This is a genomic window from Lacticaseibacillus sp. 22 (assembly GCF_055413445.1).
Map to the genome: position 1 here is coordinate 1 of NZ_JBVAYD010000010.1, position 23,970 is coordinate 23,970.

Annotated in this window: 26 protein-coding genes; 5 read left to right on the top strand and 21 right to left on the bottom strand. The window is 47.7% G+C overall.

All coding sequences use genetic code 11. The features are described 5' to 3' along the window. Positions 1–38: 38 nt before the first annotated feature. From frr to ACWP87_RS06550, 6 genes are all read right to left on the bottom strand, one after another. Positions 39–596 carry a ribosome recycling factor gene (gene frr / locus ACWP87_RS06525; RefSeq protein ID WP_005684323.1) on the bottom strand — a complete coding sequence of 186 codons (558 nt, stop codon included), beginning with the start codon at positions 594–596 and terminating at the stop codon, positions 39–41. Further along, positions 596–1,315 (bottom strand): UMP kinase, encoded by a 720-nt coding sequence (pyrH, locus tag ACWP87_RS06530; protein ID WP_005684324.1) that lies wholly within the window; start codon positions 1,313–1,315, stop codon positions 596–598. The genes frr and pyrH overlap by 1 nt, the downstream gene beginning before the upstream one ends. Positions 1,316–1,930: 615 nt before the next feature. Beyond that, positions 1,931–2,812 (bottom strand): translation elongation factor Ts, encoded by an 882-nt coding sequence (gene tsf, locus ACWP87_RS06535; protein ID WP_005684325.1) that lies wholly within the window; start codon positions 2,810–2,812, stop codon positions 1,931–1,933. 84 nt (positions 2,813–2,896) lie between these two features. Continuing rightward, a complete protein-coding gene (gene rpsB, locus ACWP87_RS06540) occupies positions 2,897–3,685 on the bottom strand; it encodes a 30S ribosomal protein S2 (RefSeq protein ID WP_005684326.1) in 789 nt (262 codons plus the stop codon). 139 nt (positions 3,686–3,824) lie between these two features. Continuing rightward, entirely contained in the window at positions 3,825–4,106 is a 282-nt protein-coding gene (locus ACWP87_RS06545) for a GIY-YIG nuclease family protein (protein WP_005684328.1), read from the bottom strand. Next, the gene (locus ACWP87_RS06550) at positions 4,096–4,830 is read right to left on the bottom strand and encodes a tRNA1(Val) (adenine(37)-N6)-methyltransferase (RefSeq protein ID WP_005684329.1); all 735 of its coding nucleotides are present in this window, start codon (positions 4,828–4,830) and stop codon (positions 4,096–4,098) included. The genes ACWP87_RS06545 and ACWP87_RS06550 overlap by 11 nt, the downstream gene beginning before the upstream one ends. A gap of 212 nt (positions 4,831–5,042) precedes the next feature. Here ACWP87_RS06550 and ACWP87_RS06555 point away from each other — a divergent pair, with 212 nt between their 5' ends. The 3 genes from ACWP87_RS06555 to ACWP87_RS06565 are packed head-to-tail and all read left to right on the top strand — an operon-like array spanning position 5,043 to position 7,952. Continuing rightward, complete coding sequence (locus ACWP87_RS06555; RefSeq protein WP_005684330.1) at positions 5,043–5,693, top strand: lysophospholipid acyltransferase family protein; 651 nt, start codon at positions 5,043–5,045, stop codon at positions 5,691–5,693. A 57-nt stretch (positions 5,694–5,750) separates the two neighbouring features. After that, positions 5,751–7,145, top strand: a complete 1,395-nt coding sequence (locus tag ACWP87_RS06560) for an APC family permease (RefSeq protein ID WP_005684331.1) — start codon at positions 5,751–5,753, stop codon at positions 7,143–7,145. Positions 7,146–7,169: 24 nt separating this feature from the next. Continuing rightward, positions 7,170–7,952, top strand: coding sequence for a DUF1003 domain-containing protein (locus ACWP87_RS06565; RefSeq protein WP_005684332.1), 783 nt, complete (start codon positions 7,170–7,172; stop codon positions 7,950–7,952). Positions 7,953–8,014: 62 nt separating this feature from the next. Here ACWP87_RS06565 and ACWP87_RS06570 read toward each other — a convergent pair whose 3' ends face one another. The 12 genes from ACWP87_RS06570 to ACWP87_RS06625 form a co-directional block, all read right to left on the bottom strand. After that, a complete protein-coding gene (locus ACWP87_RS06570) occupies positions 8,015–9,817 on the bottom strand; it encodes an ABC transporter ATP-binding protein (RefSeq protein ID WP_005684333.1) in 1,803 nt (600 codons plus the stop codon). Beyond that, a complete protein-coding gene (locus tag ACWP87_RS06575) occupies positions 9,807–11,564 on the bottom strand; it encodes an ABC transporter ATP-binding protein (RefSeq protein WP_005684334.1) in 1,758 nt (585 codons plus the stop codon). Before ACWP87_RS06575 ends, ACWP87_RS06570 begins: the two co-directional genes overlap by 11 nt. 190 nt (positions 11,565–11,754) lie before the next feature. Further along, positions 11,755–11,976, bottom strand: a complete 222-nt coding sequence (locus ACWP87_RS06580) for a YneF family protein (RefSeq protein ID WP_005684335.1) — start codon at positions 11,974–11,976, stop codon at positions 11,755–11,757. 60 nt (positions 11,977–12,036) lie between these two features. Beyond that, positions 12,037–12,282 carry a DUF896 domain-containing protein gene (locus ACWP87_RS06585; protein WP_005684336.1) on the bottom strand — a complete coding sequence of 82 codons (246 nt, stop codon included), beginning with the start codon at positions 12,280–12,282 and terminating at the stop codon, positions 12,037–12,039. Between the two features lie 143 nt (positions 12,283–12,425). Beyond that, a complete protein-coding gene (locus ACWP87_RS06590; RefSeq protein ID WP_005684338.1) occupies positions 12,426–12,602 on the bottom strand; it encodes a hypothetical protein in 177 nt (58 codons plus the stop codon). Positions 12,603–13,127: 525 nt separating this feature from the next. Then, entirely contained in the window at positions 13,128–13,475 is a 348-nt protein-coding gene (rplS, locus tag ACWP87_RS06595) for a 50S ribosomal protein L19 (protein WP_005684339.1), read from the bottom strand. 204 nt (positions 13,476–13,679) lie between these two features. Continuing rightward, positions 13,680–14,465: a tRNA (guanosine(37)-N1)-methyltransferase TrmD gene (gene trmD, locus ACWP87_RS06600; protein WP_005684340.1), complete on the bottom strand. Its 786-nt coding sequence runs from the start codon at positions 14,463–14,465 to the stop codon at positions 13,680–13,682. Further along, entirely contained in the window at positions 14,455–14,973 is a 519-nt protein-coding gene (gene rimM, locus ACWP87_RS06605) for a ribosome maturation factor RimM (RefSeq protein ID WP_005713961.1), read from the bottom strand. Before rimM ends, trmD begins: the two co-directional genes overlap by 11 nt. Positions 14,974–15,040: 67 nt before the next feature. Beyond that, positions 15,041–15,295, bottom strand: coding sequence for a KH domain-containing protein (locus tag ACWP87_RS06610; RefSeq protein WP_005684342.1), 255 nt, complete (start codon positions 15,293–15,295; stop codon positions 15,041–15,043). A gap of 12 nt (positions 15,296–15,307) precedes the next feature. After that, a complete protein-coding gene (gene rpsP / locus ACWP87_RS06615) occupies positions 15,308–15,583 on the bottom strand; it encodes a 30S ribosomal protein S16 (RefSeq protein ID WP_003564756.1) in 276 nt (91 codons plus the stop codon). 95 nt (positions 15,584–15,678) lie between these two features. Continuing rightward, complete coding sequence (ffh, locus tag ACWP87_RS06620; protein ID WP_005684345.1) at positions 15,679–17,115, bottom strand: signal recognition particle protein; 1,437 nt, start codon at positions 17,113–17,115, stop codon at positions 15,679–15,681. 12 nt (positions 17,116–17,127) lie between these two features. Then, entirely contained in the window at positions 17,128–17,469 is a 342-nt protein-coding gene (locus tag ACWP87_RS06625; protein WP_005684346.1) for a putative DNA-binding protein, read from the bottom strand. 532 nt (positions 17,470–18,001) lie between these two features. On the opposite strand from ACWP87_RS06625, the gene ACWP87_RS06630 reads away from it, so the two are divergent. Together ACWP87_RS06630 and ACWP87_RS06635 are read left to right on the top strand one after the other, a co-directional pair. Further along, a complete protein-coding gene (locus ACWP87_RS06630) occupies positions 18,002–18,193 on the top strand; it encodes a hypothetical protein (protein WP_005684347.1) in 192 nt (63 codons plus the stop codon). Positions 18,194–18,259: 66 nt separating this feature from the next. Further along, positions 18,260–18,574, top strand: coding sequence for a hypothetical protein (locus ACWP87_RS06635; RefSeq protein ID WP_005684349.1), 315 nt, complete (start codon positions 18,260–18,262; stop codon positions 18,572–18,574). Positions 18,575–18,645: 71 nt separating this feature from the next. Here the strand turns inward: ACWP87_RS06635 and ftsY are convergent, their stop codons facing one another. The 3 genes from ftsY to rnc are packed head-to-tail and all read right to left on the bottom strand — an operon-like array spanning position 18,646 to position 23,910. After that, the gene (gene ftsY / locus ACWP87_RS06640; protein WP_005684350.1) at positions 18,646–19,641 is read right to left on the bottom strand and encodes a signal recognition particle-docking protein FtsY; all 996 of its coding nucleotides are present in this window, start codon (positions 19,639–19,641) and stop codon (positions 18,646–18,648) included. Then, the gene (gene smc, locus ACWP87_RS06645) at positions 19,641–23,195 is read right to left on the bottom strand and encodes a chromosome segregation protein SMC (RefSeq protein WP_005684352.1); all 3,555 of its coding nucleotides are present in this window, start codon (positions 23,193–23,195) and stop codon (positions 19,641–19,643) included. The genes ftsY and smc overlap by 1 nt, the downstream gene beginning before the upstream one ends. A gap of 19 nt (positions 23,196–23,214) precedes the next feature. Continuing rightward, on the bottom strand, positions 23,215–23,910 hold the full coding sequence (gene rnc, locus ACWP87_RS06650; protein ID WP_005684353.1) for a ribonuclease III: 696 nt from the start codon (positions 23,908–23,910) through the stop codon (positions 23,215–23,217). Positions 23,911–23,970: the final 60 nt, after the last annotated feature.

The following is a 23,970-nucleotide window of genomic DNA, read 5'->3' on the forward strand; positions in this document are numbered from 1 at the left end:
CTACTCTGAGGTTTTCATTCACCAATTAAAATACCACGCTAAACTTCGGTAATTTCCTTTTCCTTAGCTGCAGCAATTTCATCGATGCGTTTGGTTGCATCGTCAGTGGCTTTTTGCATATCTTTTTCAAGTCGATGCAATTCGTCTTCGGTGATGTCACCGTCTTTTTCCTGTCGCTTTAACTTATCAAGTCCTTCACGGCGGATATTACGAACTGCGATTTTGGCGTTTTCAGAGAACTTGCCGACTTCTTTGGCAATTTCCTTCCGCCGTTCACCCGTCAGCTGAGGAATGACCAAACGAATCACATCGCCGTCATTGGCAGGGTTAATGCCAAGATCACTGGCGTTGATAGCCGTTTCGATGTTCTTAAGTGATGATTTGTCATATGGACTAATCTGCAAAACCCGTGCTTCCGGAACCGTGATTGCCGCCATTTGGTTCAATGGCGTTGGCGCACCGTAATAATCGACCGTAATCTGATTAAGCAAGCTGGCATTAGCACGGCCTGCACGGATGTTGCCTAGTTCACGCTGTAATGATTCTTCGGTTTTACCCATATTGACTTTTGCTTGTTCAATAATTTGATTTGCCATTAGCTTCTCCCTTCGATTGTGGTGCCGATTTTTTGACCTTCCACAACCCGTTTGATATTGCCGGGCTCGTTTAAGTTAAAGACAACTAAGTCGATATCGTTGTCCATTGACAAGGTGCTGGCAGTCGAGTCCATGACTTTTAGATCCTTGTTGATGATGTCCATGTGTGTCAGACTCTCATACTTGACGGCATTGGTGTCTTTATTTGGATCGGCTGAATAAACGCCGTCAACATTATTCTTTGCCATCAGGATAACCTCAGCGCCGATTTCTGCTGCCCGTAACGCTGCAGTCGTGTCAGTGCTGAAGTATGGGTTACCGGTGCCGCCAGCGAAAATAACGACGCGGCCTTTTTCCAGATGGCGAATAGCTTTACGCCGAATATAAGGTTCGGCGATTTGCCGCATTTCAATTGACGTCTGAACCCGAGTCGGTACACCTTGGCTCTCCAGGTTATCTTGCAAAGCCAACGCATTCATCACCGTTGCCAGCATCCCCATATAGTCGGCTTGGGCGCGTTCCATTCCCATCTCGGCGCCGGTTTCACCGCGCCAGATATTGCCGCCACCGCACACAATGGCAATTTGTACACCCAGTTCGTGCACCTCTTTGATCTGTTGGGCAATTTTGGCAATGACTGGTGGCTTAATGCCAAACCCAGCCTCGCCTGCCAATGCCTCACCGCTGATCTTTAAAATGATCCGTTTATATTTGACCATGTATCTTATACCTCCGTTGGTTGCTGGCACTATTTTACCATAGTCGCAGAGTTTCTGCGGCAAGAAGCTGTTGCTAACCGCTAAGTTTTACCGGCAATTCGGCTGAATATCAAAAACATTCATAGGCTGTCACTGTCAACTTTTTCTCAGTTTTACTCTAATAGGTAAACTCCAATAGTCTGAGCTGGCTATTCGTCCTCACATAACGCGCTCCCCCGACGCAAAAGTCTGCGTGTAAGGACCTCAGTCGCAATGGCCAAAGACCGGCCATCACGCCTGAGGCCACTTACACTCCGACTTCTATCCGCGCCGGCTCGCGCTCAGCCATAACGCGCTCCCCCGACGCAGAAGTCTGCGTGTAAGGACCTCAGTTGCAATGGCCAAAGACCGGCCATCACACCTGAGGCCGCTTACACTCCAACTTCTAACCGCGCCGGCTCGCGCTCAGCCATAACGCGCTCCCCGGCGCAAAAGTCTGCGTGTAAGGACCTCAGTCGCAATGGCCAAAGACCGGCCATCACGCCTGAGGCCACTTACACTCCGACTTCTATCCGCGCCGGCTCGCGCTCAGCAAAAAAAAGACGCTGCCACAGAGACAGTGCCCTTTTCTTGTCATTAACCCTTGATCTGGTCCATGACTTCATCTGCGAAGTTTTCTTGTTTCTTTTCAATGCCTTCGCCGACTTCATAACGAACGTAGCCTTTAACCTTGCCGCCTTTAGCCGCAACGTACTTGGCAACTGTCTGATCCGGATCCTTAACGAATTCCTGATCAACCAGTGAGATTTCACTCAACCACTTGTTAACGCGACCTTCAACGATCCGCGGAACAATTTTTTCCGGCTTGCCTTCGTTTTTGGTTTCTTCAGTGAAAATGTCGGTCTGATGTTGTAATTCATCAGCTGGCACTTTACTACGATCTAAATATTCAGGATTGATCGCAGCAACATGCATAGCAACGTCTTTGGCAGTGGCATCATCGGCGCCATCCAAAACCGTCAGCGCTGCAATTTGGCCACCATTATGCAAGTAGGCACCAAAATGTTCATTGTCGGTCTTGGTCACAATCTGGAAGCGCCGCAAGCTGATCTTTTCACCAATAACACTGGTCAAGGCGATGGCACCTTCATCAATGGTCTGGCCGTCGCTCATCTTGGTGGCCTTGGCAGCATCAAGATCAGCTGGCTTATTAGCAGCAATCGCAGCAGCTACCTTGTTAACATAGTCTTTGAACTGATCATTTGAAGCAACAAAATCGGTCTCAGAGTTAACTTCAACAATTGCGGCAGTATTGCCGTCAACTGCGATTTCCGCTAAGCCTTCAGCGGCGATGTTGCCACTCTTCTTAGCCGCTTTTGCCAAGCCTTTTTCACGTAAGACATCAATTGCCTTATCCATATCGCCATCAGCTGCAACCAATGCCTTCTTAGCATCCATCATGCCGACTTGGGTACGATCACGTAATTCTTTAACTTGTGCAGCAGTAATTTGAGCCATGGATCTGATCCTCCTTGATTGTAAAAAAGCTGCCTGCAGATCTTGCAGTATGCGAAACCCTCAGACAGCTTAATGTTTAATTAATTAGTTAGCGCGCTTGTTGTCGCCTTCGACAGCTTCCACGATATCTTCCATGGAATCAGCCTTCTTGTCGGCAGCCGGTTGTTGTTCCTGATCATCTTCTTGATCTTCGCCTTGGTTACCTTCAATAATCGCATCTGCCATCTTGGAAGTAATCAAACGAACGGCACGAATCGCGTCATCGTTTGAAGGGATAATCACGTCAATGTCATCAGGATCGGTGTTGGTATCAACCATCGCAACAATCGGAATGTTCAGCTTTTGGGCTTCCTGAACGGCAATCTTTTCTTTGCGTGGATCAACAATGAACAATACGTCAGGAATCCGTGGCATATCTTCAATCCCGCCAAGGAACTTCTCAAGCTTGTCTTGTTGCTTCTTCAGAAGAGAAACTTCTTTCTTAGGAAGGACATCAAAAGTGCCATCAGTTGCCATCTTCTTGATGTCTTTAAGCCGTTTGATTCGAGTCTGAATCGTGTTCCAGTTGGTCAAAGTGCCGCCAAGCCAGCGATGGTTGACGTAAAATTGGCCGGCACGGGTTGCTTCTTCGGCAATCGCATCCTGAGCCTGTTTCTTGGTCCCAACGAACAGGAAAACCCCGCCGTTTTGTGCTTCTTCTTTAACGAAATTGTAAGCATCGTCAATCATCTTAACGGTCTTTTGCAGATCAATGATGTAGATACCGTTTCTTTCCGTAAAGATATACGGCTTCATCTTAGGGTTCCAACGACGGGTTTGATGCCCGAAATGTACACCAGCTTCAAGAAGCTGTTTCATGCTTAATACTGCCATGTGTTTGTTCCTCCATTTGGTTTTATTCCTCTTGACGACGTCGCCTCGCAGATGGACTTCAACAGAAGCACCCCACTCACGATCAGTCAGTCAATGTGGTTTGTGCATACCGCACTCGATAAAGTATACCGACTTTTCATCACTTTGACAAGCCCTGCCACTTGACATGATGCGCCGACAAAAAAAGTTCTTTACGACGGCGGCTCTGATGTTTAAAATGCCATTCCGCCGACAGCGCTTCGTGTTTGTCCGCAAACGCTTCATGATACAGTAAGCGCACGGGGCGGCGAGAAGCCGTATACTTGGCTCCTTTGCCAGCGTTATGTGTTGCCACCCGGGCTGCCACGTCATCCGTAAACCCGCCATAAAACGTCCCATCCGCACATAGTAAAACATAAAAGTAATACGGTTTAGTCGCCATGTAACAGCCTCCTGACAAACGGCGTATAACCGCCATCAGCTTCATGAACAATCAGCGGTGGCATAATCCGCAAACCATCCGGACGACCGGCTTTAATCGCGGCAATCAAGACCATATTGGCTTCCCGGTCTTCACGCGGATGAATGAATTGCAGCTGTTTAGGTGCCAATCCGACCGCGGTCAGCGTTGCCAATAACTCAGCCAGCCGATCCGGACGATGCACAAAGTAGGCTTTCCCTTGATATTTCAACAAATCAGCGCTTACTCTCGCCACCGTTGCAAAATCAGTCGTCAACTCATGGCGCGCGATGGCCAGATGATCATTAGGATTCGTAATACTCCGGGCACTGATCTTGAAATATGGCGGATTACAGGTCACCACATCCACTGAATCCTTGGCCACAAACTTGGTAGTGTCCGCCAAATCACCTTCGTGGACGTCAACGTTAGCCAATGCATTCAACGCCACACTGCGACGCGCCATGTCGGCCAGCCGCGGCTGCAACTCAACCATGGTCACGCGGTTATCCGTTTTACGCGCCAAGAAAAGCCCCACCGCACCATTGCCGGCAGCCAAGTCAACCACCCGACTGTGCCGTTTAATCTGGGCAAAATTTGCCAACAGCACCGCATCCAATGAAAAAGAAAAAACGGCCCCGCTTTGAATAATTTTAATGTGCCGACTAGCAAGCACATCAACCCGCTCACCAGGCAATAATGACATCTCCAACACCTTTTTCCTAAAAAGCTAAAATTCGGCAAACAGCCTTCCGTGAATCGCGATAACAGATGAAATCATAGCACACACAAACCGCCACTAGCTACAGCTTTTCAGTCTGGTGGTTCGCGCTCCATTATAAAACGGGAGGAAGCCAATGCTAACCGATTAATGGTATAATCTACATCAAAAGTTTAACCACGAAGGAAGAATAAGCCATGTTTTATAGTTTTCTGCGTTACGTCGTTGCCAGTTTAATCTGGCTCATAAACGGACACTCTCAAACCCAGGAGAAACAGGAATTGCCGGATGGGCCGTTTGTTCTGGTCGCGCCACATCGTTCCTGGCTCGATCCGGTTTTCCTCGCACTTGCCGCTTGGCCGCACCATTTTTCATTTATGGCTAAAAGTGAACTGTTTAAAAATCCATTGCTCCACTGGCTACTGGTGAAAGTCGGGGCCTTTCCGGTTGATCGGGCGCATCCCGGGCCGAGTGCGATCAAGGTTCCGGTTCGCGCATTGAAACAGGAAGGCAAAGCGTTGATGATCTTTCCAACCGGTTCGCGCTATTCGGCAGATATGAAAGGCGGCGCAATTTTAATCGCCAAACTGGCAAAAGCACCGATTGTTCCAGCAGTTTATCAAGGTCCCGGGACGTTTTGGTCTCTGTTTAAACGCAAACCGATTATCGTTCGGTTCGGCAAACCTGTTGATCCGCCAAAAGGAAGGCTGACTGATGAAGCGCTTGCTGCTTTCAGCGACGAGCTACAGGAAAATTTTGCTGCTTTGGATCATGCGATTAATCCCCATTACAAATACGTTCCTGATAAGAAAAAGTATCTGGAAGAAAAAGAACACGGAGAAGTATAAGGTTCGCTTGTCGAGCCTTTTTCCTTTGTTACCAAATAAAAGAAAGCGAGTAAGTTAATGAAGCTTTGGAAACAAATGACCCGCAAACCGGATTTGCAAGCTGCTCTTAAAGCCGATGACTTGTTGACCCGCAGCCTGACAACCCGCGACTTGATTGCACTTGGCATTGGCGCCGTTATTGGTACCGGTATTTTTATTTTACCCGGCACCGTGGCCGCAACCACCAGTGGCCCGGCGATCACGATTGCCTTTATTTTGGCCGCCATCGTATGCTCACTGGCTGCCATGTGTTATGCCGAATTTGCTTCGGCGCTGCCTGTCGCAGGTTCGGCTTATGCATATGGCAATATTGTGTTTGGTCAGGTATTCGGCTGGATTATCGGCTGGGCATTGATTCTTGAATATATGTTGGCGGTAGCTGCTGTCTCGACTAGTTTCTCAGCTTATTTTGCCAGTTTGCTTTCCGGGTTTCACATCACGCTGCCGACTGCTATTGCCGGTCCATTTTCACCTAGTCACGGTACGTACATTAATCTCATTGCGGTGATCGTTGTTTTGCTGATCGGCATGATGCTCTCGCGCGGCATGCAGTCATCGATGGCGATTAACCGGTTAATGGTACTGGTCAAGTTGCTCATCATCCTAATTTTCGTTGTCGTTGGGTTCTTTTATGTGCAGCCCGCCAATTGGCACCCTTATATGCCGTTCGGGGCAAAAGGCGTTCTTGCCGGAGCGGCCTTGGTTTTCTTTGCTTATCTCGGCTTTGATGCGGTATCGGCCTCGGCACCTGAGGTTAAACAGCCGCAGAAAACGTTACCCCGCGGCATCATCGGTACCTTAATCATCGCGACAATTTTGTATGTTTTGGTCGCCATTGTCTTGACAGGCATGGTGCCGTTTACCAAACTGGACGTAGCTGATCCGGTTGCTTTTGCGCTCCGCGTTGTTCATCTACGCGGTCTCGGCGGGTTCATTTCGGTAGGCGCGCTGGCTGGCATGTTCACCATGATGGTCACCATGATTTATAGCTCATCCCGCCTGATTTATGCGATCGGGCGTGACGGCTTGTTACCACGCTGGTTCGGTCATGTCAGCGGGCACTTACCGGAAAATGCGCTGTGGACAGTGGTTACGGTGATTGCTTTGATGGGTGGCTTGGTGCCGCTAAATCAGCTTGTCAACTTAGTTAATATTGGAACGTTAATTGCCTTTGCGTTTGTTTCAATCGGCATCATCCCCCTTCGTCGCCACGAAGCCATTAACAATCAGGGCTTTCAGGTTCCCGGCTATCCGGTGACGCCGATTGTCTCATTTCTCTTTTGCTTGTTGCTGATGACCCAACTAAGTGCCGAGACGTGGCTGATGAGTCTGGCTTGGTTTGCGTTTGGATTAGTCATCTATTTCAGCTACGGCATTCGTCACGGTCACGTGTCTGAAGCCAAAATCCGGTAAACGTTAAAGAAAGGATAATGAACAGTGGTCAATAATCAAACGGCAACCTGCCTTGTTGATGGTCAAGTTTACGCGATCAGTGATGGCCTTTTCTTAAGCGATCTTGAAACCAAACTGGTCAATATCATTAAAAACGACTATCCGCGCGCGACCAAAAACAGCTTCATCTGCAATGCGCATCTATTAAATTACCGACTTGAGCGCATGCGCCGGCAACAACGCCAGGATGAACGGGCACATGAAAAGATCAATCGCAAAATGTCGCAGGCTTTGGTTAAAGATGATTTTCAGCTGACTGATGTTTATGACAACATGGAGTCCACGATCACATTTGGCGAACGGATTGCCGATGCGGTGGCCAAATATGCCGGTTCATGGCCGTTTATCATTATCTTTTCCAGTTTTATGATTGTCTGGATGATCCTCAATACGGTCGGGATTTTCGGTAAACGGTTTGATCCGTTCCCGTTTATTCTGTTAAACCTATTTTTGAGTATGGTCGCAGCCTTACAAGCACCGTTAATTATGATGAGCCAAAATCGGGCAGCGGAGTATGATCGCTTGGAAGCCAAAAACGATTACCATGTGAATCTTAAATCCGAAGAAGAAATTCGCCTGCTGCATTCAAAACTGGATCATATCATTGCTGACGATAACCCTAATCTGTTCGAAAGCCAGCGCCTAACCGTCGAAGTGTTAGGCGAAATGGTTAATCAGCTAAGTGAAACGCGGCAGCAGCTGGCCTTACTTAAAGCCAGTCAAGACGAGGCAAACCGTACGCAACTTGACACGAAGATAAAAAAATAGAACATCCGCTACTTTGTGCAAAAGCCAAAAGTAGCGGATGTTCTTTTATATCTAAGCTGCCATTACCGCGATGCTTCCTCACCCTCGCCAACTTGCAGGTGATACATTTCGTAATACCGCCCATGCTGTGCAAGTAGCGATTCATGTGTGCCGCGCTCGACAATGCGACCGGCATCTAAGACCAAAATCAAATTGGCATCCTGAATCGTGGACAATCGGTGGGCAATGGCGATGGTGGTGCGACCTTGACGAATCCGCCGCAGTCCTTCCTGAATCACGGATTCGGTTTCGGTATCAATGTTTGCCGTTGCTTCATCCAGTACCAGAATTTTAGGATCAGTCACCACCGTGCGGGCAAATGAAATCAGTTGACGCTCGCCACTCGAGAATTCACTTCCGCCTTCAATAACCCGCGCGTGATAAGTGTCGGGCAATTTATTGATGAAGCGATCAGCCTGTACAAATTCCGCCGCTGCTTTGACTTGCTGATCGGTAATCTGATCATTAAACAGGCGAATGTTGCTGCTGATATCGCCGTAAAACATAAACGAATCCTGCAAGACTAAGCCGAGCTTTTTGCGCAACTCCGGCATCGGATAATCGCGAATATCCACATCGTCAATCAAAATCTGTCCTTGGCCAAACTCGTAAAAGCGCATCATCACATTGATAATCGAGCTTTTCCCGGAACCGGTATGACCGACTAACGCCACCGTTTCGCCAGGATTGGCCACAAAGCTAATATCGTGCAGAATGTCATGTTCACCATCATAGGCAAAACTGACATGGCGAAATTCGATTTTGCCTTGCTGAATAACGGCATGTGCATCCGGATGTTGTGCGGGCGCGTATTCCTTGCTGTCAAGAATCCGGAAAATGCGACTGCCGGCAACAACGCCATCCTGCAGAAACGACAGGTTATCCATCATGTTAACCATGGGATTGAAGAAATTGGCAGTGTAAGTGGTGAACGCATACACCAAGCCGGCCTCGACATAGCTATGCATGGAAATCAGGCCAAATGCCCACAAAACCGCAATCAGAGCCAGTGAATATAGAAGGTTAATCACCGAGGACAGCAACAGCGAGTTTACGCGGATCATCGCTTTGCGGGCATCGAGATACTCCTGATTCGTCGCTTCAAATTCCCGACTAATGCGATTCTCCTGCCGAAATTGCTGAATAATCGCAATGCCTTCAATCGATTCATTCAGTTGGGTATTCAGCTCAGACAATTTTTCACGCATGTGGCGGTATACCTTGGAACTATAAGTGCTGTAATACCAGACCACTACTAACAGAATCGGTAAGAATGCCGCGACCAACAAGGCAATTTTAGGATTAGCCGCAAACATAATCGCAAAGCTGCTGATGACCGAGAATAACCCGACAATGACGGCCAAAATCACATTCCAAAAGTCGGAAAAAGTCATGGTATCGTTGGTGACTCGCGATACGATCGAGCCAGCCGGCGTTTGATCGAAATAGCGCATCCCCAGTGTGTGCAATTTAGCAAACAGTTGCCGGCGCGCATCTTCCAGTCCACGTTCAGCGCCCATGTTGAACAAGAAGGTTTGGAAGAACTGAAATACGGCCTTAACCAGAGTACCAAATGCATAAAGCACCGCAAACAGCAGCAGAATCTGAACCGTTGCACTTTGATTTGCCAAATAACGATCCATGAAAACCTGCAGAATCTTTGGCAACAGAACATTCATCCCTGCCAGTAACGCCGCTGCGACAATTGCGCCGATAAATTGACGTTTATACGGCCGCGTATAACCCATCAACCGCCGCATAATTTTTAGCTGTTGCCGAACCGGAATGCTTTTTGACCAAGCGCTTTCGTATCCTTTACTTGCCACGCATTTCACCTTCTTCCGCTGCTTCCATTTCCTGCTTAGCCCACATTTCCGCATACCAGCCATGCTTAGCTAATAACTGTGCATGAGTGCCGCGTTCGATCACTTGGCCATTTTCCAACACAATAATTTCGTCAGCATGCATCACGGAGCTCAAGCGATGAGCCGCAATGATCGTGGTTTTGTGCGCCCGGTCACGTTTCATGTTGGCAAGGATCTCTTCTTCGGTTTTGGCATCAACCGCCGACAGCGCATCATCCAAAATCAACAATTCAGGCGCATTAATGACCGCCCGTGCAATCGCCAACCGCTGCTTTTGCCCGCCGGATAAACTGACCCCTTTTTCACCGACCAGCGTTTCATAGCCGGCTGTAAATTTCTGAATATCATCGTGCACGGCACTTTCCTTGGCCGCCTTTTCCACTTCCGGCTGACCCTTTTCAAACGCCGAAAAGCGGATGTTGTCCGCGACCGTGGTTGAAAAAAGAAAATTATCCTGGGGTACGTAGCCAATTGAATCCAGCAATGCATCCAGCGAGTAATCTTTGATGTTGTGACCGCCGAACTTGATGAAGCCGTCGTAGTTATCGAATTCCCGCAATAAAAGCTTAAAAATCGTGCTTTTACCGGCACCGACTTTACCCACAATGCCCAGCGTATTGCCTTCTAATAAGGTAAAATGCACCCGGCTCAAAGCCACTTGCTGATCATTAGGGTAGCTGAATTTGTTAATCTGATACCGAATATCACCATGTGCCGGTGTCGTAATGGCATCTTTGGCTTCCAAAATCGTGGAACGTTCTTTAAGCAAGTCGTCCACGCGATCATAGCTGGCATTACCACGTTCAAGAATATTAAATAGTCGGCCAATTGCAAACATCGGCCACACCAAAGCGGAAACGTACGTCACAAACGAAACCAACTGCCCAATCGAAATTTGGCTGTGCACCACTTGCCAACCGCCATAAATAATCGTAATCACGTAAGTCAGTCCCATGATCAAACTGGTCGTCGGATCAAACAACGCATCAATAAAGTTAACCCGCCGATTAATCTGAACCGTGTGATCGACAATGCGATTGAAATCAGCCGTGTCCTCAGCCTCTTGCCCAAATGTCTTAATGACCTTGATGCCACTGACACTTTCTTGGGTTTTATCATTCAACCGCGAAAAAGCAGCCTGCGACTCCGAAAACGCAGCATGCAACCGCGTTCCCAGTTTACGGGCCATCACCGCCAACAATGGCATCGGCAAAATGGCAATCAACGTCAAGCGCCAGTCCACTACCAAAATCATGGCAATAATCGTGGTGCCGCCAGTAATAAATGAATCAAATAAAGTCAAAATGCCGGCGCCCGCGACATTTTGGACCGCATTTAAATCGTTTGTTGCATGCGCCATTAAATCGCCAGTACGGTGTTTTTGATAGAAGGTGGCATCCATTTTCATAAAATGCCAAAACAGCCGGGTACGCAACGTCCGCTCCAGCTTGGCCGCCCCGCCCCAAATAGCGTTGCGCCAACCATAGCGAAACAGATACTGCGAAATCCCGGAAAAGAGCAAAAGCCCCAACATGAATACTAAGTGACTGCTAGTTAATCGCGATTTGCTCATCGCATCAACTAAATCACCAATCACTTTTGGCGGAATCAAATTAACCAATGCAACTAACAGCAGAAAAGTCACACCTAGCAAATATCGCCGCCATTCCTGCTTAAAATACCACCCTAATTTTTTGAAAATTCCCACAACACTTGCTCCTTAAATCAACGTTTTGATCCAGGTTTAACAAACCGGATCAGCTGTTTATGAAATAAATGGCTTACAATTTCTCATAAGCTTCGGCAATAATGAACATCTTCTCATGATAGCACAAACATCGCCAGGACGCGAAAACGCGACGACAAAAAAGAATTCTGTCATCGCGTTTTCTTAGTAATTACTTAGCATTACGTTGGGCTTGTTTCATTTGCGCCATCATCTGGTTGAGTTTCTTAGCAGATGGTTTTTGTCCCATTTGCATCATCATGGTACGCAGCATCTCTTCGTTCACAGGCGGATTATCTTGAAAATACTTCTTCATATATGCCCGTGCGCCGAAGAATCCGCCTGCTAAGCCGACCAGTAACGCAATGATCCCCACAAGTATTGTGACTAACAATGTGCGGCCTCCTTCAAGTTTCATTTCTCATTGTACTAAAGCGCTTCGATGTTGAAAAGACTAATCTTCGCGCCAACCGTGTTCGCGTTGAATTTTTTGAACCTTTTTGCTCGTGATCTCATGGCCTTTTTTATCAAAGACCTGGGTATGCTCGATTTGATCACGCAAGCCCGCGCGAAAATCTTTTAAATAAGCTTCACGCAATTTTTGCCGCTCGATTTTCTCTTCAGGCGTCAAACCCACGCTCCGATCTTTTTTGGCGAGTTCATTAATTCGATCCAATCGTTCTTTTGGTTGTTCTGCCATCGTGCTACCTCCTATAAACGTTCTAAACTGCAACCGGTACTATTAGAAATTAGCACTGAATTAATTGCCGGACTTTGGCCTTGACACTATCTGCGTATTTCCGACCGGTAAAACGTTCGATCATCAGTTTTGGTGCATCCTGCTTAGTTCAGTTGAACCGCGGTGTAGTGATAATGTGCGGCCTCATGATTAGGATAAGGCGCATTTTGCAACATCGCAACATATTCTGCGGCACGCCGCTGGGATGAGAAGGCTTTTAACAACTCAATCGGCGCTGACTGATCCGCATAGTAGACAACGTATATCCATTGATCATCCATAAGCCTTCACCTCGAGTCTGTAGCTGGGTGGCTTGAATGATGGGGGTTAAAAGGGTGCTTCAGGTGAGTTTATTTGTGTTTCACCAGCGCGGGAGCTTGCATGTAAGGACCTAGACCACAATGACCAAGCTTACATTCCAGCTGAACTGGAGTCCTATGACACTCCCATAACGCGCTCACCGGCGCAGGAGCTTGCATGTAAGGACCTAGCCCCCCAATGGCCGCGCCCTACATTCCAGCTAAACTGGGGGAGTCCCTGGGGGAGTCCTATGATACTCCTATAACGCGCTCACCAGCCCAGAAACCTGCACATAAGGACCTTGGTCGCAATGGCAAGCCACTTTTCTGTTGAGCCTGAGTCCTATGACACTCCCATAACGCGCTCACCGGCGCAGGAGCTTGCGTGTAAGGACCTAGAACCCAATGGCAAAGAACGCCATTGGGTTCTAGGCCACTTACACTTCAGCTCCTAAACGCGCCGGTTCGCGCTTCCAAAAAAAAAGACCGTTTCCGGCCTTTTCCATATTAACGACGCTTTTCGCGGATACGTGCTGCTTTGCCGCGGAGTGCGCGTAGGTAGTAGAGTTTTGCCCGACGAACTTGGCCGTGACGGGTTACTTCGATCTTTTCGACCCGTGGTGAGTGTAACGGGAAGGTTCGTTCCACGCCGACACCGTTAGAGATCTTACGGACGGTGTAAGTAGCTGAAATGCCAACACCGTGACGCTTGATAACAACGCCTTCGAACAACTGAATACGTTCGCGTTCGCCTTCAACGATCTTGGCGTGAACACGGACATTGTCACCTGCGCGAAAATCAGGAATGTCGTCGCGTAACTGTTTCTTAGTAATTTCTTGAATCAATGGGTTCATTGGTCTTTCTCCTTTGCCGACATTCATAATCATCCCGACCAGCGGAATGCCGTTGATATGTGACGTATCACAGTCAATAAGTTTAGCATGTCCGTCTTGGCGTGTAAAGGTAAAATTCTTTACCTACTCGCAAAGTGTCGATCGTAAAGAAATGGCTGCCTTGTCAACCTACACTCTTTTTATTGGCTAAAGACACGCCATTCCTTAATCAACGTCTTGATTGCTTATTGTTCCTTTTAACCGCTTTTCCGCAGCTTTTGTCGCTTCTTCCGTCTTGACTTCACGTAACAAGCGCATCGCATCCTGGTCAAGGTCGGCAGCTTGTAAAAGATCGGGTCGCCGCAAATAAGTTCGGCGCAGACTTTCCTTTAACCGCCAGCGGGCAATGAGTTGATGATTGCCGTTTTGCAGCACTTCCGGCACCTTCATCCCGCGATATTCAGGTGGTCGCGTGTATTGTGGGTATTCCAACAAGCCATTCTCAAAACTGTCGGTATGGGCACTTTCGTCGTTACCTAAAACTCCCGGCAGCAGGCGCACGATGGCATCAATCATCACCATCGCTGGAAGCTCGCCACCCGTCAAGACATAGTCGCCAAGTGAATATTCATCGGTCACCAAGGTGCGAATCCGCTCATCATACCCTTCATAATGCCCACAAATAAATACGAGATGCTCTGCTTGCGAAAGTTCCCGTGCGGCTTGTTGATCAAACTTCTTGCCAGCCGGATCCATGAGAATCACCCGTTTCGGTCCGGGATGCCGCTGGTTAACGCCATCCATCGCCTCAAAAAGCGGTTCCGGCTTCAACAACATTCCGGCCCCGCCGCCATAAGGGGTATCATCAACATGGTGGTGTTTATCGTGACTATAGCTGCGATAATCAACCACATCAAAATCAAGCAGATGGCGTTCAAGTGCTTTACCAATCATGCTTTCCCGCAATGGTTCAAACATATTCGGAAATAGGCTTAAAACATCAATCTGCATCGTCAATCAACCCTTCCGGTACGATGACATGTGCCTCTTTTTGCTCAAGGTCAATTGTTTGTACCACTGATTTTAGGAATGGTAAAAGCAACTCACTTTTGCCAGGACGCGGAATCACCCAAACATCATTAGGGCCGGGACTTAAGATTTCGCTGACTTTGCCTAACGTCTGGCCATGTTCATCAATCACCGTTAAGCCAATAATGTCCTTATAATAGTAACTGCCTTCTTCAAGTGGCTTCAATGCCGCCTCGGTCACTTGTAACTTCTTGCCTTTAAACGGTAACACCTGATTAATATCGGTATAGTCTTTAAACGTCAGCATCGTGAGTCCCTTATGCTGGCGAACCGAGTTAATCGTCAAGGCTGTCTTCGGCGTGGTTGCAACATAGACCTTGTTGCCAACTTTAAACCGCTGTTCCGGAAAATCAGTCGTCACCAGTACGCGGACTTCACCTCGAATGCCGTGCGTATTTACAATCGTACCAATATCATAGTAATCTGGCATTTTCTCACCTCTGTGTGCTGTCGTTTCTTTCAAAATAAAAAGACCAGCGCAATATGCGCCAGTCTTTTTATTTTGCATGCGGCGCGTCCAAAATATTGAGCCGCACCCGTTTGCTATACGGGCTTTTTACACTGTATACAATGGTTCGAATTGCCTGGGCAACTCGCCCCTGTTTACCGATGACGCGGCCGACATCTTCAGGCGCAACAGCCAAATCGAAGGCCATATACTCGTCTGTTTCGTGTGCCGTCACCGCCACGGCTTCTGGTTTGGTAACCAACGGGGTAACGATGGCTTTAATTAAGCTGCCGATATCCACCATTAACAACCGCCTTTATTTCTTGGCAAAGCGCGCTTCGTGATACTTCTGCATGATGCCCTTGCTACCAAGCAAGTTACGTACAGTATCTGAAGGCTGTGCGCCTTTTTGAAGCCAGTTCAAAATATCTTCTTCATTTAACTTTAAATCGACTGGATTAGTCAACGGGTTGTAATAGCCCACGGCCTCGATGAAACGACCGTCACGCGGCGAACGTGAGTCTGCTACAACGATCCGGTAGAAAGGCTTACGCTTTGAACCCATCCGCTTTAAACGAATTTTAACTGCCACTAAGTCCACCTCCTGCTCATTTATCAACCTTGATAGCATAGCAAAAATATTTTAAGCTGTAAAGCCTTTTTTCTTTACACAGGAAATTGTTCTGATTATGAATGGAATCGCTTGGCCTTTTTAAGCCGTTTTTTCTTGTTCCGCTTTTGCTTGCGAACCATGGAATTCATGGCCATTTTGCCTAGTTTGCCGGAAACACCGCCACCCATAAGTCCATCAAGGCCCTTCATATTGCCTTTGCTCATTTGGTTCATCATTTGCTTACTTTGGTTGAACTGTTTAATCATGCGGTTAACTTCAACAACCGGACGACCGGAACCGGCCGCAATCCGGCGCCGACGACTGGGATTGAGCGAATCGGGATCTTCGCGTTCTTTGGGGGTCATGGAATAAACAATGGCCTTCATATGCGCAATATCTTTGGGATCCATTTTGACGTTTGCTAAGGCCTTGTTATTGGCCATTCCGGGGATCATTTTCATGATGTCTTCCAGCGGGCCCATTTTGCTGATCTGATCCATTTGATCGAGAAAGTCGTTGAAGTCAAACGAATTTTCGCGGATTTTCTCAGCCATTTCCTGAGCTTGTTTCTCATCGTAGGTCTTTTGCGCCTTGTCAATCAGCGTCAGCATGTCACCCATGCCAAGAATACGGTTCGCCATGCGGTCGGGATAAAAGACATCCAAGGCGTCCATCTTTTCGCCTTGCCCGATGAACTTAATCGGTTTGCCGGTTACCGCACGAATTGACAGCGCCGCCCCACCACGGGTATCGCCGTCTAATTTGGTTAAAACAACACCGGTGATATCAAGTTGCTCATTGAACCCTTTGGCCACATCAACTGCTGCTTGACCGGTCATTGCGTCAACCACGAGTAAGATATCATTTGGGTGCGCAAGTTCTTTGATGTTTTTCAGCTCGGTCATGAGCTTTTCATCAATTTGCAACCGGCCCGCAGTATCAATCAGAACATAATCGTTTTTGTTTTCTTTGGCAGTGGCCAGCCCTTGACGCACAATTTCAACGGGATCCGTGTCCGTGCCCATTTCAAAAACCGGAACATTGAGTTGTTTACCAATGGTTTGCAACTGATCAATGGCGGCAGGCCGGTAGACATCAGCCGCGATGAGTAACGGCCGCGCCTTTTCATTCTCCATCAAATACTTGGAAAGCTTGCCGACTGTGGTCGTTTTCCCGGCCCCTTGCAACCCGGCCATCATGATAACGGTCGGAATGTGCGGTGCCTTATTGAGCGGAACTGCCGCCTCGCCCATCGTTTTGACTAACTCATCGTTAACAATTTTTATAATCTGTTGCGCCGGCGTCAGGCTTTCAAGCACTTCCGAGCCGACAGCCTTAGTCCGAACATTCTTGATGAAGGTCTTGACCACATCAAAATTGACATCGGCTTCCAGCAATGCCAGTCGGATCTCACGCATGGCATCGCGCACATCGCTTTCACTAACCTTACCTTTACGTCTCAGTCCGCTAAAGGCTTTTTGTAACCGTTCTGATAATCCTTCAAATGCCATAGTATCCCCCTGTTATTTCGCAGTTTGATCCGCGACTCGTTCTAATAATGTACTTAAATTCTTGTCACTTGGATAATGCGTGCGGACGTAGCCGACCAGCGCATCCACCGCCTCATTTTGTGCCTGGTAGTTGGCAAAAAGATGTAGTTTCTGCTCATACTCTTCCAAACTGGCTTCCGTGCGGCGAATATTGTCATACACCGCCTGACGTGACACGTTAAACTCCGTGGCAATCTCGCCTAGCGAATAATCATCACCATAGTACAAGGCAAGATAAGCATGCTGTTTATCAGTCAATAACGGGCCATAAAACTCAAACAACGAGTTCATTCGATAATTTTTTTCGATTTCCATGATGTCATTCCTTTAATCCCATGATTGCCGGTCTATCAACTACCCGGCCGCTCGAACATGGTCCTTGTATAAGGATACCGGTATCATTTGAAATGGTCAATTAACGTTTTTATTTTGTGAGCGTGAGCCGGCGCGCTTAGAAGTCGGAGTGTAAGCGGCCTTAAGCGTGATGGCCCGGTCTTGGCCATTGCGCTTAAGGTCCTTACACGCAGACTTCTGCGCCGGGGAGCGCGTTATAGAAAGTGAGCCGGCGCGCTTAGAAGTCGGAGTGTAAGTGGCCTCGGACGTGATGGCCGGGCTTTGGCCATTGCGGCTGAGGTCCTTACACGCAGGCTTCTGCGCCGGGGAACGCGTTATAGGGTGCATGTCGTGGCAACTGAGCCCGCCACCGCTCCGCCAGCTCTTGCTTTCTATAAGTGCCGTACAAAACAAGGTGACTTGTAGGGTATCTAATCAGGCGCAAACTCGTCAGGATATGAAACCGATTACATAATGTGCTATTATACCTTTAAATATACGAGGGGTGAACTTTATGCCAAAAACAACGCTAACTTTAACAAGCACAGATTCAAAAAATATTGATGATCTAATCGTTGCAGTGATGCAGAAGCTTGATCAAACTGGGTACGGATTCTTGGCGATTGCTTTTGCTCAAGAGCTGGCTTACCACCAGAGTGATGCCGATAAGCTGGCGTTGATCAAGGAATACGTAACAATCCAATAGTTCGCGATTTCCAGTTTTCCCCTATTTCGTGGTACACTGAACATGTGAAAAATTGGAGGGAAGAATATGGTCGCAACCTTTATTTACTGGGCCGTCTTTGCTGTTCTTGCTGCTTGGGGATTGTGGAGTTTGGTTTTCTCATGTGTTTACCTGAGCAACCATGAAAACGGCAACTTATGGTTCTTTGCTATTATCAATGCCATCTTTGGCCTTTTGGGCTGGTTGTTCGCATGGATCATGAGTAACACCGCATGGCAGCAATACTGGTTTGCAAGTAAGGTTCAGCCATCTGCATGGTTTACTTACCTGCTGATCGGTTACCTTGTCTTGATTGTCTTGCAGGTCGTACTTGGCCGAGAAAAGCAAGTCCAGACAGCTTAATCATTGGTTCACGAAACGCAAAAATCGTCACACCTCAAACTCGGGTGTGACGATTTTTATATGCACGCCATTTAGGCATCAACTTGAATTAGACCCTTAAATAGCCCAGCGACAAATTTAGTCGGATCAAAGGCTTGTAAATCATCCATCTTTTCACCTAAGCCGACCAGCTTGACCGGAACATGCAACTCATTCCGGATTGCAAGCACAATGCCGCCTTTACCAGAACCATCTAGCTTGGTCAAAACGATACCGGTAATTTGGGTTGTTTGATTGAACTCCTTGGCCTGATTCAACGCATTTTGCCCTGTCGTTGCGTCCAGAACCAGTAAAACTTCTTGTGGTGCATCAGGTAACTCGCGAACAATCACCCGCTTAATTTTGTTTAACTCGTTCATTAAGTTGACTTTATTTTGCAAGCGGCCGGCAGTGTCTACCAGCACAACATCATAACCTTCATCTTTAGCCCGTTTAACCCCGTCAAAGACAACTGCAGCCGGATCACCGCCTGGATTCGTTGCCACAACCGGCACTTCAACCCGGCGACCCCATTCCTGCAACTGTTGGATGGCACCGGCACGGAAGGTATCGGCGGCCACTAACAAAACGCGTTTACCTTCTTCTTTGAGTTGATGGGCCAGTTTGCCGACCGTTGTGGTTTTGCCCGCACCGTTGACACCGACAAATAAGAAAACGGTTGGCCCTTCTTCGGCAAAATGCAGCTGATTGTCCTCACCTTTGCCTGCTTCACCATACATATCGACCAACTTTTCAACGATTACTCGCGAAACCGCCTTGGGATCCTTAGCATTTTTGAGTTTCACTTCTTCGCGCAACTCATCACTAAGCCGCACCGCCGTTTCAAACCCGACATCGGATTCGATCAGCATTTCTTCAAGATCCTCGAAAAAATCTTCATCAACCGTTCGAAAGTTGGCAAACAGTGCATTCAGCTTTTCACCAAAACTACTACGGCTTTTTTCCAGGCCTTCATCATATTTATTTTCTTCAGGCGTCTCCGGTTCAGTACCGGTGAACGCTTTTTTAATCGCATCAAAAAGTCCCATTAACTTGTCGCCTCTTTCTGTGATTGGTCCAAACTAACGGCCATAATTCGACTCACACCCGACTCCTGCATGGTTACCCCATATAAGACGTTGGCTGCAACCATCGTACCATGACGGTGAGTAATGACAATAAACTGAGTTGCACTGGCATAATGGCGTAGGAATTCGCCAAACCGGTTCACATTAACGTCATCCAGTGAGGCTTCAACTTCATCCAGAATGGAAAATGGCACCGGCCGCACTTTGAGAATCGCAAATAACAACACGATTGCCGTCAATGCCCGTTCGCCTCCAGACAACAGCGATAGGCGGGTTAACTTCTTGCCAGGCGGCTGTGCAGAAATCTCAATGCCCGTCGTCAACAGATCATCCGGATTGGTCAGGCTCAAATGCGCGTGACCGCCACCAAACATCTGCGGGAAGATAGCTTCAAATGCACTATTTGTCTGATCAAACATGGCTTTAAATCTGGTTTTGACCGTTTCATCCAATTCGTGCATTGTAGCGACTAGCTGTTGTTTAGCCGCTAAAAGATCATCCTGCTGCTTAGTGAGAAATTCGTACCGTTCATTAACTTCTTTAAATTGGTCAATCGCATTTAAATTAACCGGACCTAATTCATCTATTCCTCGCTTCAACAGTTTCAATTTGCTCTTAAGCTCAGGAATCGGGGCATGATCCGCCGCAACTGCTGCTTTAGCTGCTTCATAAGTTAACTGATAATCTTCAGCCAAAGTATTCAGCCGCGAATCCAGTCCCAGTTTCACGCGATTAAGCGCCACTGCTTGCTGTTCAGAAGTCGCCATCGCCTGATGCTGCTGATCATAAGTGGTCGTGATCCTGGCTGAAATGTCGCTTAATTTTCCGCGATTAGCCGCTTTTTCCTGCGTCAGCTTAGTTTGATCGGCTTTAAGCTGCGTCAGTTCTTTTTTCAAGCTGGCAATTGTTGCGGTCCGGCTTTCCTTTTCTGCGGCAGTTTCCTTGGCGGTTGCCGTAATGTGCGCAATTCGTTGTTGAAACTCTGTTGACTGGGTTTGCGCATCGATCGCTTGCGCCTGCCATTGCTGCTGCTGATCATGGAGCGTTTGCAGATCATTCGCGATGACGGCTAACTTGGTCTTTAAACCATTAACGGCTGCTGCTTGCTTAGAACTTGAGTCAGCTGCAGCAACAGCGGCTTCCTTAAGCTGATCAATCTTGGCCTGCGCATCGGCAATTTCTTTGGCAATCTTTTGACCTGCTTGATGCAAATCAGCCAATTTGGTACTCAAATCAGCCTGTGCGGTATTGGCCTGTTGCGCGGCTGCCAATTGCCGCTGCGCCTGCCGCAACGTCTCAGCTTGGGCATTATGCTGACTGGTAATGGCAGTAAGATCGGCTGCTAATGCTTGCGCTTGAGCAGTGGCAGTTTGCCAGGCTTCCTGAGCCGCGTTTTCCTGTTTCGTCAAGGTCGTCAAGTCAGCTTGCTTTTGCTTCAAATCTGCAACTAGATCCTGCAATTGCGTTTTGAGATGGCGCGCTTCTTGATTACGCGCCAGTGGTGATGCTTGCCGGCCTTGCTTAACCTGGCCACCCGTCAGCGAGCCGCCTGGGTTTAAAATATCCCCAGCGGTTGTGACGATGCGATACCGATGATGTGTTGAGTTGGCAATAACAATCGCATGTGGCAAGGTGTCCACAATTAACACACTACCCAGCAAGTTCGCCATCACGGCTTTCAAATCAGCTGGATACTGTGCCAGTTGCAACCCTGTTCCTAAAAAGCCGTCTGCACTTTCAACTAACTGCAAAACCGCACTTGGTAATTCCCGCGGCCGCATCACCGCAGCCGGCAGGAAGGTCGCCCGACCAGCGCGTTGTTGTTTCAAAAGACTGATGGCGCGTTGTGCGGCTGCCTCATCACGCGTCACAATGGCCTGCAAATTACTGCCTAACGCTAAATCAAACGCTTGTTGGTAAGCAGATGGCACCTCAAGTAATTCCGCAACCGCTCCGATGACACCTGGTAAGGAAGCTTTATGTTTTAACACTACACGCACACCATTATAAAAGCCGGCATAATCTTCATTTAATTCGGACAAGGTTTCGTATCGAGCCCGCGCGCGCTGATAAGTCGCCATCTCATCTTGATAAGTCCGTTGCTGATCAGTTCGTACTTTTTGAATTTGTGTCAGCTTGTCTTTGGCTTCTTGTGCCGCCGCTTGTTGTTGATCGACTTTGGTTTGAAGCTGCTGCTGTTGATTCAATAGTGTATTAACTTTGGCTTCCTGATCCTGAGCCTGTTTACTCAGCTCATAAATTCGACGATCATGAGCGGCATTTTGACTCGCCGCCAGTTGCTGATCTTTTTGTAAAGCGGCCTGCGCATTTTTGTTATCCGCCTGGGCTTTTAACAAATCAATGTAATGATTCTGCACCGTTTCCAATTGCCGATTAATGGCTGCCGGATCTTGGCTGGCTTGCTTTTGTTGGGCCAATTGCGTTTTGAGCTCAAGCTGTTTGGCTTGAGCCGTTTTTGCTTGCTTAGCCAAATCCGCTAGCCGCTGGTTGGCTTCGGTTAACGATTGCTGCGTATGGGCCAGACGTTCTTTCAAATCAGCCAGAGTCGTTGCTGCATTAGCCGACCGTTCACTGGATAAATTAGCCTCACCGCTGAGATTCTCCAGTTTCATCGAACGACTTAAGACTTGATCATTAAGGTGGTTCAGCTGTTCTTCATACTGGTGATCAACCGCACTCAGCTGTTCGGATTGATGCTCCAAGTCCTTAACCTTAGCCGTCAACGCCGCAATTGTTGCTTTGGTAACCTTGGCCTCACCTTGTGTTTTCTCCTGTTCAGCCGCTAGCTGCTCAATTTCAAGTGCCAACAAGGTTTGATGGATTCGGTGATAATCAGCTGATTGCTGTTGGTAATCCTTGGCCAACGAGGCTTGTTCCCGCAACGGTTCAACCTGATGTTTCAACTCGACAATAATATCGTTGATCCGCGCCAGATTGTCGTCGTTGTTAGCTAACTCGCGCTCTGCTTTGGTTTTTTGCTGCTTATATTTATAAACGCCAGCGGCTTCTTCAATGATGCCCCGGCGTTCTTCTGGTTTGCTATTAAAAATGGCTTCAACCCGGCCTTGCGAAATAAATGAAAAACTTTCGCGTCCCAAGCCGGAATCCATAAACAGATCCACAATGTCTTTCAGTCGCACATCCTGGTTATTTAATAAAAACTCCGAAGTGCCGTCGCGGTATAGTCGCCGCGTCACTGAAACTTCTGCCGGTTGATTTTTAAGATAACCATCACTGTTGTCAAAAGTCATTGTGACTGCTGCCCGATTTAAAGCAGGACGACTATCCGTACCTGCAAAGATAACATCACCCATTCGTTCGCCTCGCAAACTCTTGGCACTCTGTTCACCCAGCGCCCAGCGAATCGCCTCGGTGATGTTACTTTTCCCGCTTCCATTTGGCCCGACAATTCCGGTTAAGCCGGAAACAAAATCAATTTCGGTTTTATCTGCAAATGATTTGAAGCCATTAATGATCAAACGCTTTAATTCCATGATGACTCCATTCTAAATCTTACTTTTTAAGACGGGCCAAAGCCGCCTTAGCTGCAGCTTGCTCCGCTGCTTTTTTGTTCTTGCCAAACCCCGTGCCCAAAACGTGGCCTTCAACTTCAACATCAACGTGAAATTGACGCTCATGCGCGGGTCCTTTTTCGTCTAACAGGTGATAAACAATCGCGACATCACCATTTTGCTGCAAGGTCTCCTGCAAGGCCGTTTTATGATCCTGATCGGCCGAAAACTCACCCGCATCGATTTTAGGAAAAATAATCCGCTTGGCAAACTTAATATTAGCTTCTCGTCCTTGATCGAGGTACAAGGCACCATTGAAAGCTTCAAACAAATCTTCAAGCAGCGTCAACCGTTGTCGGGCACCGGCTTTTTCCTCGCCTTTACCTAATTTAATATAACGATCAAAATGAGCTTCTTTCGAAAAAGCAGAAAATGCCGCGGTTTGCACTGCCGCTGCCCGAATTCGGGTCAAATCGCCTTCCGGTTTATCCGGAAATTTACGGTACAAATAGTCTGAAACCGTTAATTCGAGCACGGCATCACCTAAAAATTCAAGTCGTTCGTTATCTTTTAGTCCTAATTCTTTATGTTCATTGACATACGAAGAATGCGTGAATGCTTCATCCAGTAAGCTGAGATCATGAAACTCAATCCCATAGCGTTGACGCAATTCGCTCACAAACTCTGAGGCAACCATGAAGAGCCCTCCTTTTTATCGCACTATCTAATTATACTAGAGCGCACCAAAAAAGACACC

What these genes read in the sequence shown, in the direction of transcription:
- ACWP87_RS06545 (WP_005684328.1), bottom strand. Translation starts at nt 4,106, where the DNA reads ATGGCGACTAAACCGTATTACTTTTATGTTTTACTATGTGCGGATGGG.
- rimM (WP_005713961.1), bottom strand. Translation starts at nt 14,973, where the DNA reads ATGCCAGATTACTATGATATTGGTACGATTGTAAATACGCACGGCATT.
- pyrH (WP_005684324.1), bottom strand. Translation starts at nt 1,315, where the DNA reads ATGGTCAAATATAAACGGATCATTTTAAAGATCAGCGGTGAGGCATTG.
- frr (WP_005684323.1), bottom strand. Translation starts at nt 596, where the DNA reads ATGGCAAATCAAATTATTGAACAAGCAAAAGTCAATATGGGTAAAACC.
- ACWP87_RS06625 (WP_005684346.1), bottom strand. Translation starts at nt 17,469, where the DNA reads ATGGAAATCGAAAAAAATTATCGAATGAACTCGTTGTTTGAGTTTTAT.
- ACWP87_RS06635 (WP_005684349.1), top strand. Translation starts at nt 18,260, where the DNA reads ATGGTCGCAACCTTTATTTACTGGGCCGTCTTTGCTGTTCTTGCTGCT.
- smc (WP_005684352.1), bottom strand. Translation starts at nt 23,195, where the DNA reads ATGGAATTAAAGCGTTTGATCATTAATGGCTTCAAATCATTTGCAGAT.
- tsf (WP_005684325.1), bottom strand. Translation starts at nt 2,812, where the DNA reads ATGGCTCAAATTACTGCTGCACAAGTTAAAGAATTACGTGATCGTACC.
- ffh (WP_005684345.1), bottom strand. Translation starts at nt 17,115, where the DNA reads ATGGCATTTGAAGGATTATCAGAACGGTTACAAAAAGCCTTTAGCGGA.
- ACWP87_RS06590 (WP_005684338.1), bottom strand. Translation starts at nt 12,602, where the DNA reads ATGGATGATCAATGGATATACGTTGTCTACTATGCGGATCAGTCAGCG.
- ACWP87_RS06610 (WP_005684342.1), bottom strand. Translation starts at nt 15,295, where the DNA reads ATGGTGGATATCGGCAGCTTAATTAAAGCCATCGTTACCCCGTTGGTT.
- rpsB (WP_005684326.1), bottom strand. Translation starts at nt 3,685, where the DNA reads ATGGCAGTATTAAGCATGAAACAGCTTCTTGAAGCTGGTGTACATTTC.
- ACWP87_RS06550 (WP_005684329.1), bottom strand. Translation starts at nt 4,830, where the DNA reads ATGTCATTATTGCCTGGTGAGCGGGTTGATGTGCTTGCTAGTCGGCAC.
- rplS (WP_005684339.1), bottom strand. Translation starts at nt 13,475, where the DNA reads ATGAACCCATTGATTCAAGAAATTACTAAGAAACAGTTACGCGACGAC.
- ACWP87_RS06560 (WP_005684331.1), top strand. Translation starts at nt 5,751, where the DNA reads ATGAAGCTTTGGAAACAAATGACCCGCAAACCGGATTTGCAAGCTGCT.
- ACWP87_RS06585 (WP_005684336.1), bottom strand. Translation starts at nt 12,282, where the DNA reads ATGGCAGAACAACCAAAAGAACGATTGGATCGAATTAATGAACTCGCC.
- rnc (WP_005684353.1), bottom strand. Translation starts at nt 23,910, where the DNA reads ATGGTTGCCTCAGAGTTTGTGAGCGAATTGCGTCAACGCTATGGGATT.
- ACWP87_RS06555 (WP_005684330.1), top strand. Translation starts at nt 5,043, where the DNA reads ATGTTTTATAGTTTTCTGCGTTACGTCGTTGCCAGTTTAATCTGGCTC.
- trmD (WP_005684340.1), bottom strand. Translation starts at nt 14,465, where the DNA reads ATGCAGATTGATGTTTTAAGCCTATTTCCGAATATGTTTGAACCATTG.
- ACWP87_RS06630 (WP_005684347.1), top strand. Translation starts at nt 18,002, where the DNA reads ATGCCAAAAACAACGCTAACTTTAACAAGCACAGATTCAAAAAATATT.
- ftsY (WP_005684350.1), bottom strand. Translation starts at nt 19,641, where the DNA reads ATGGGACTTTTTGATGCGATTAAAAAAGCGTTCACCGGTACTGAACCG.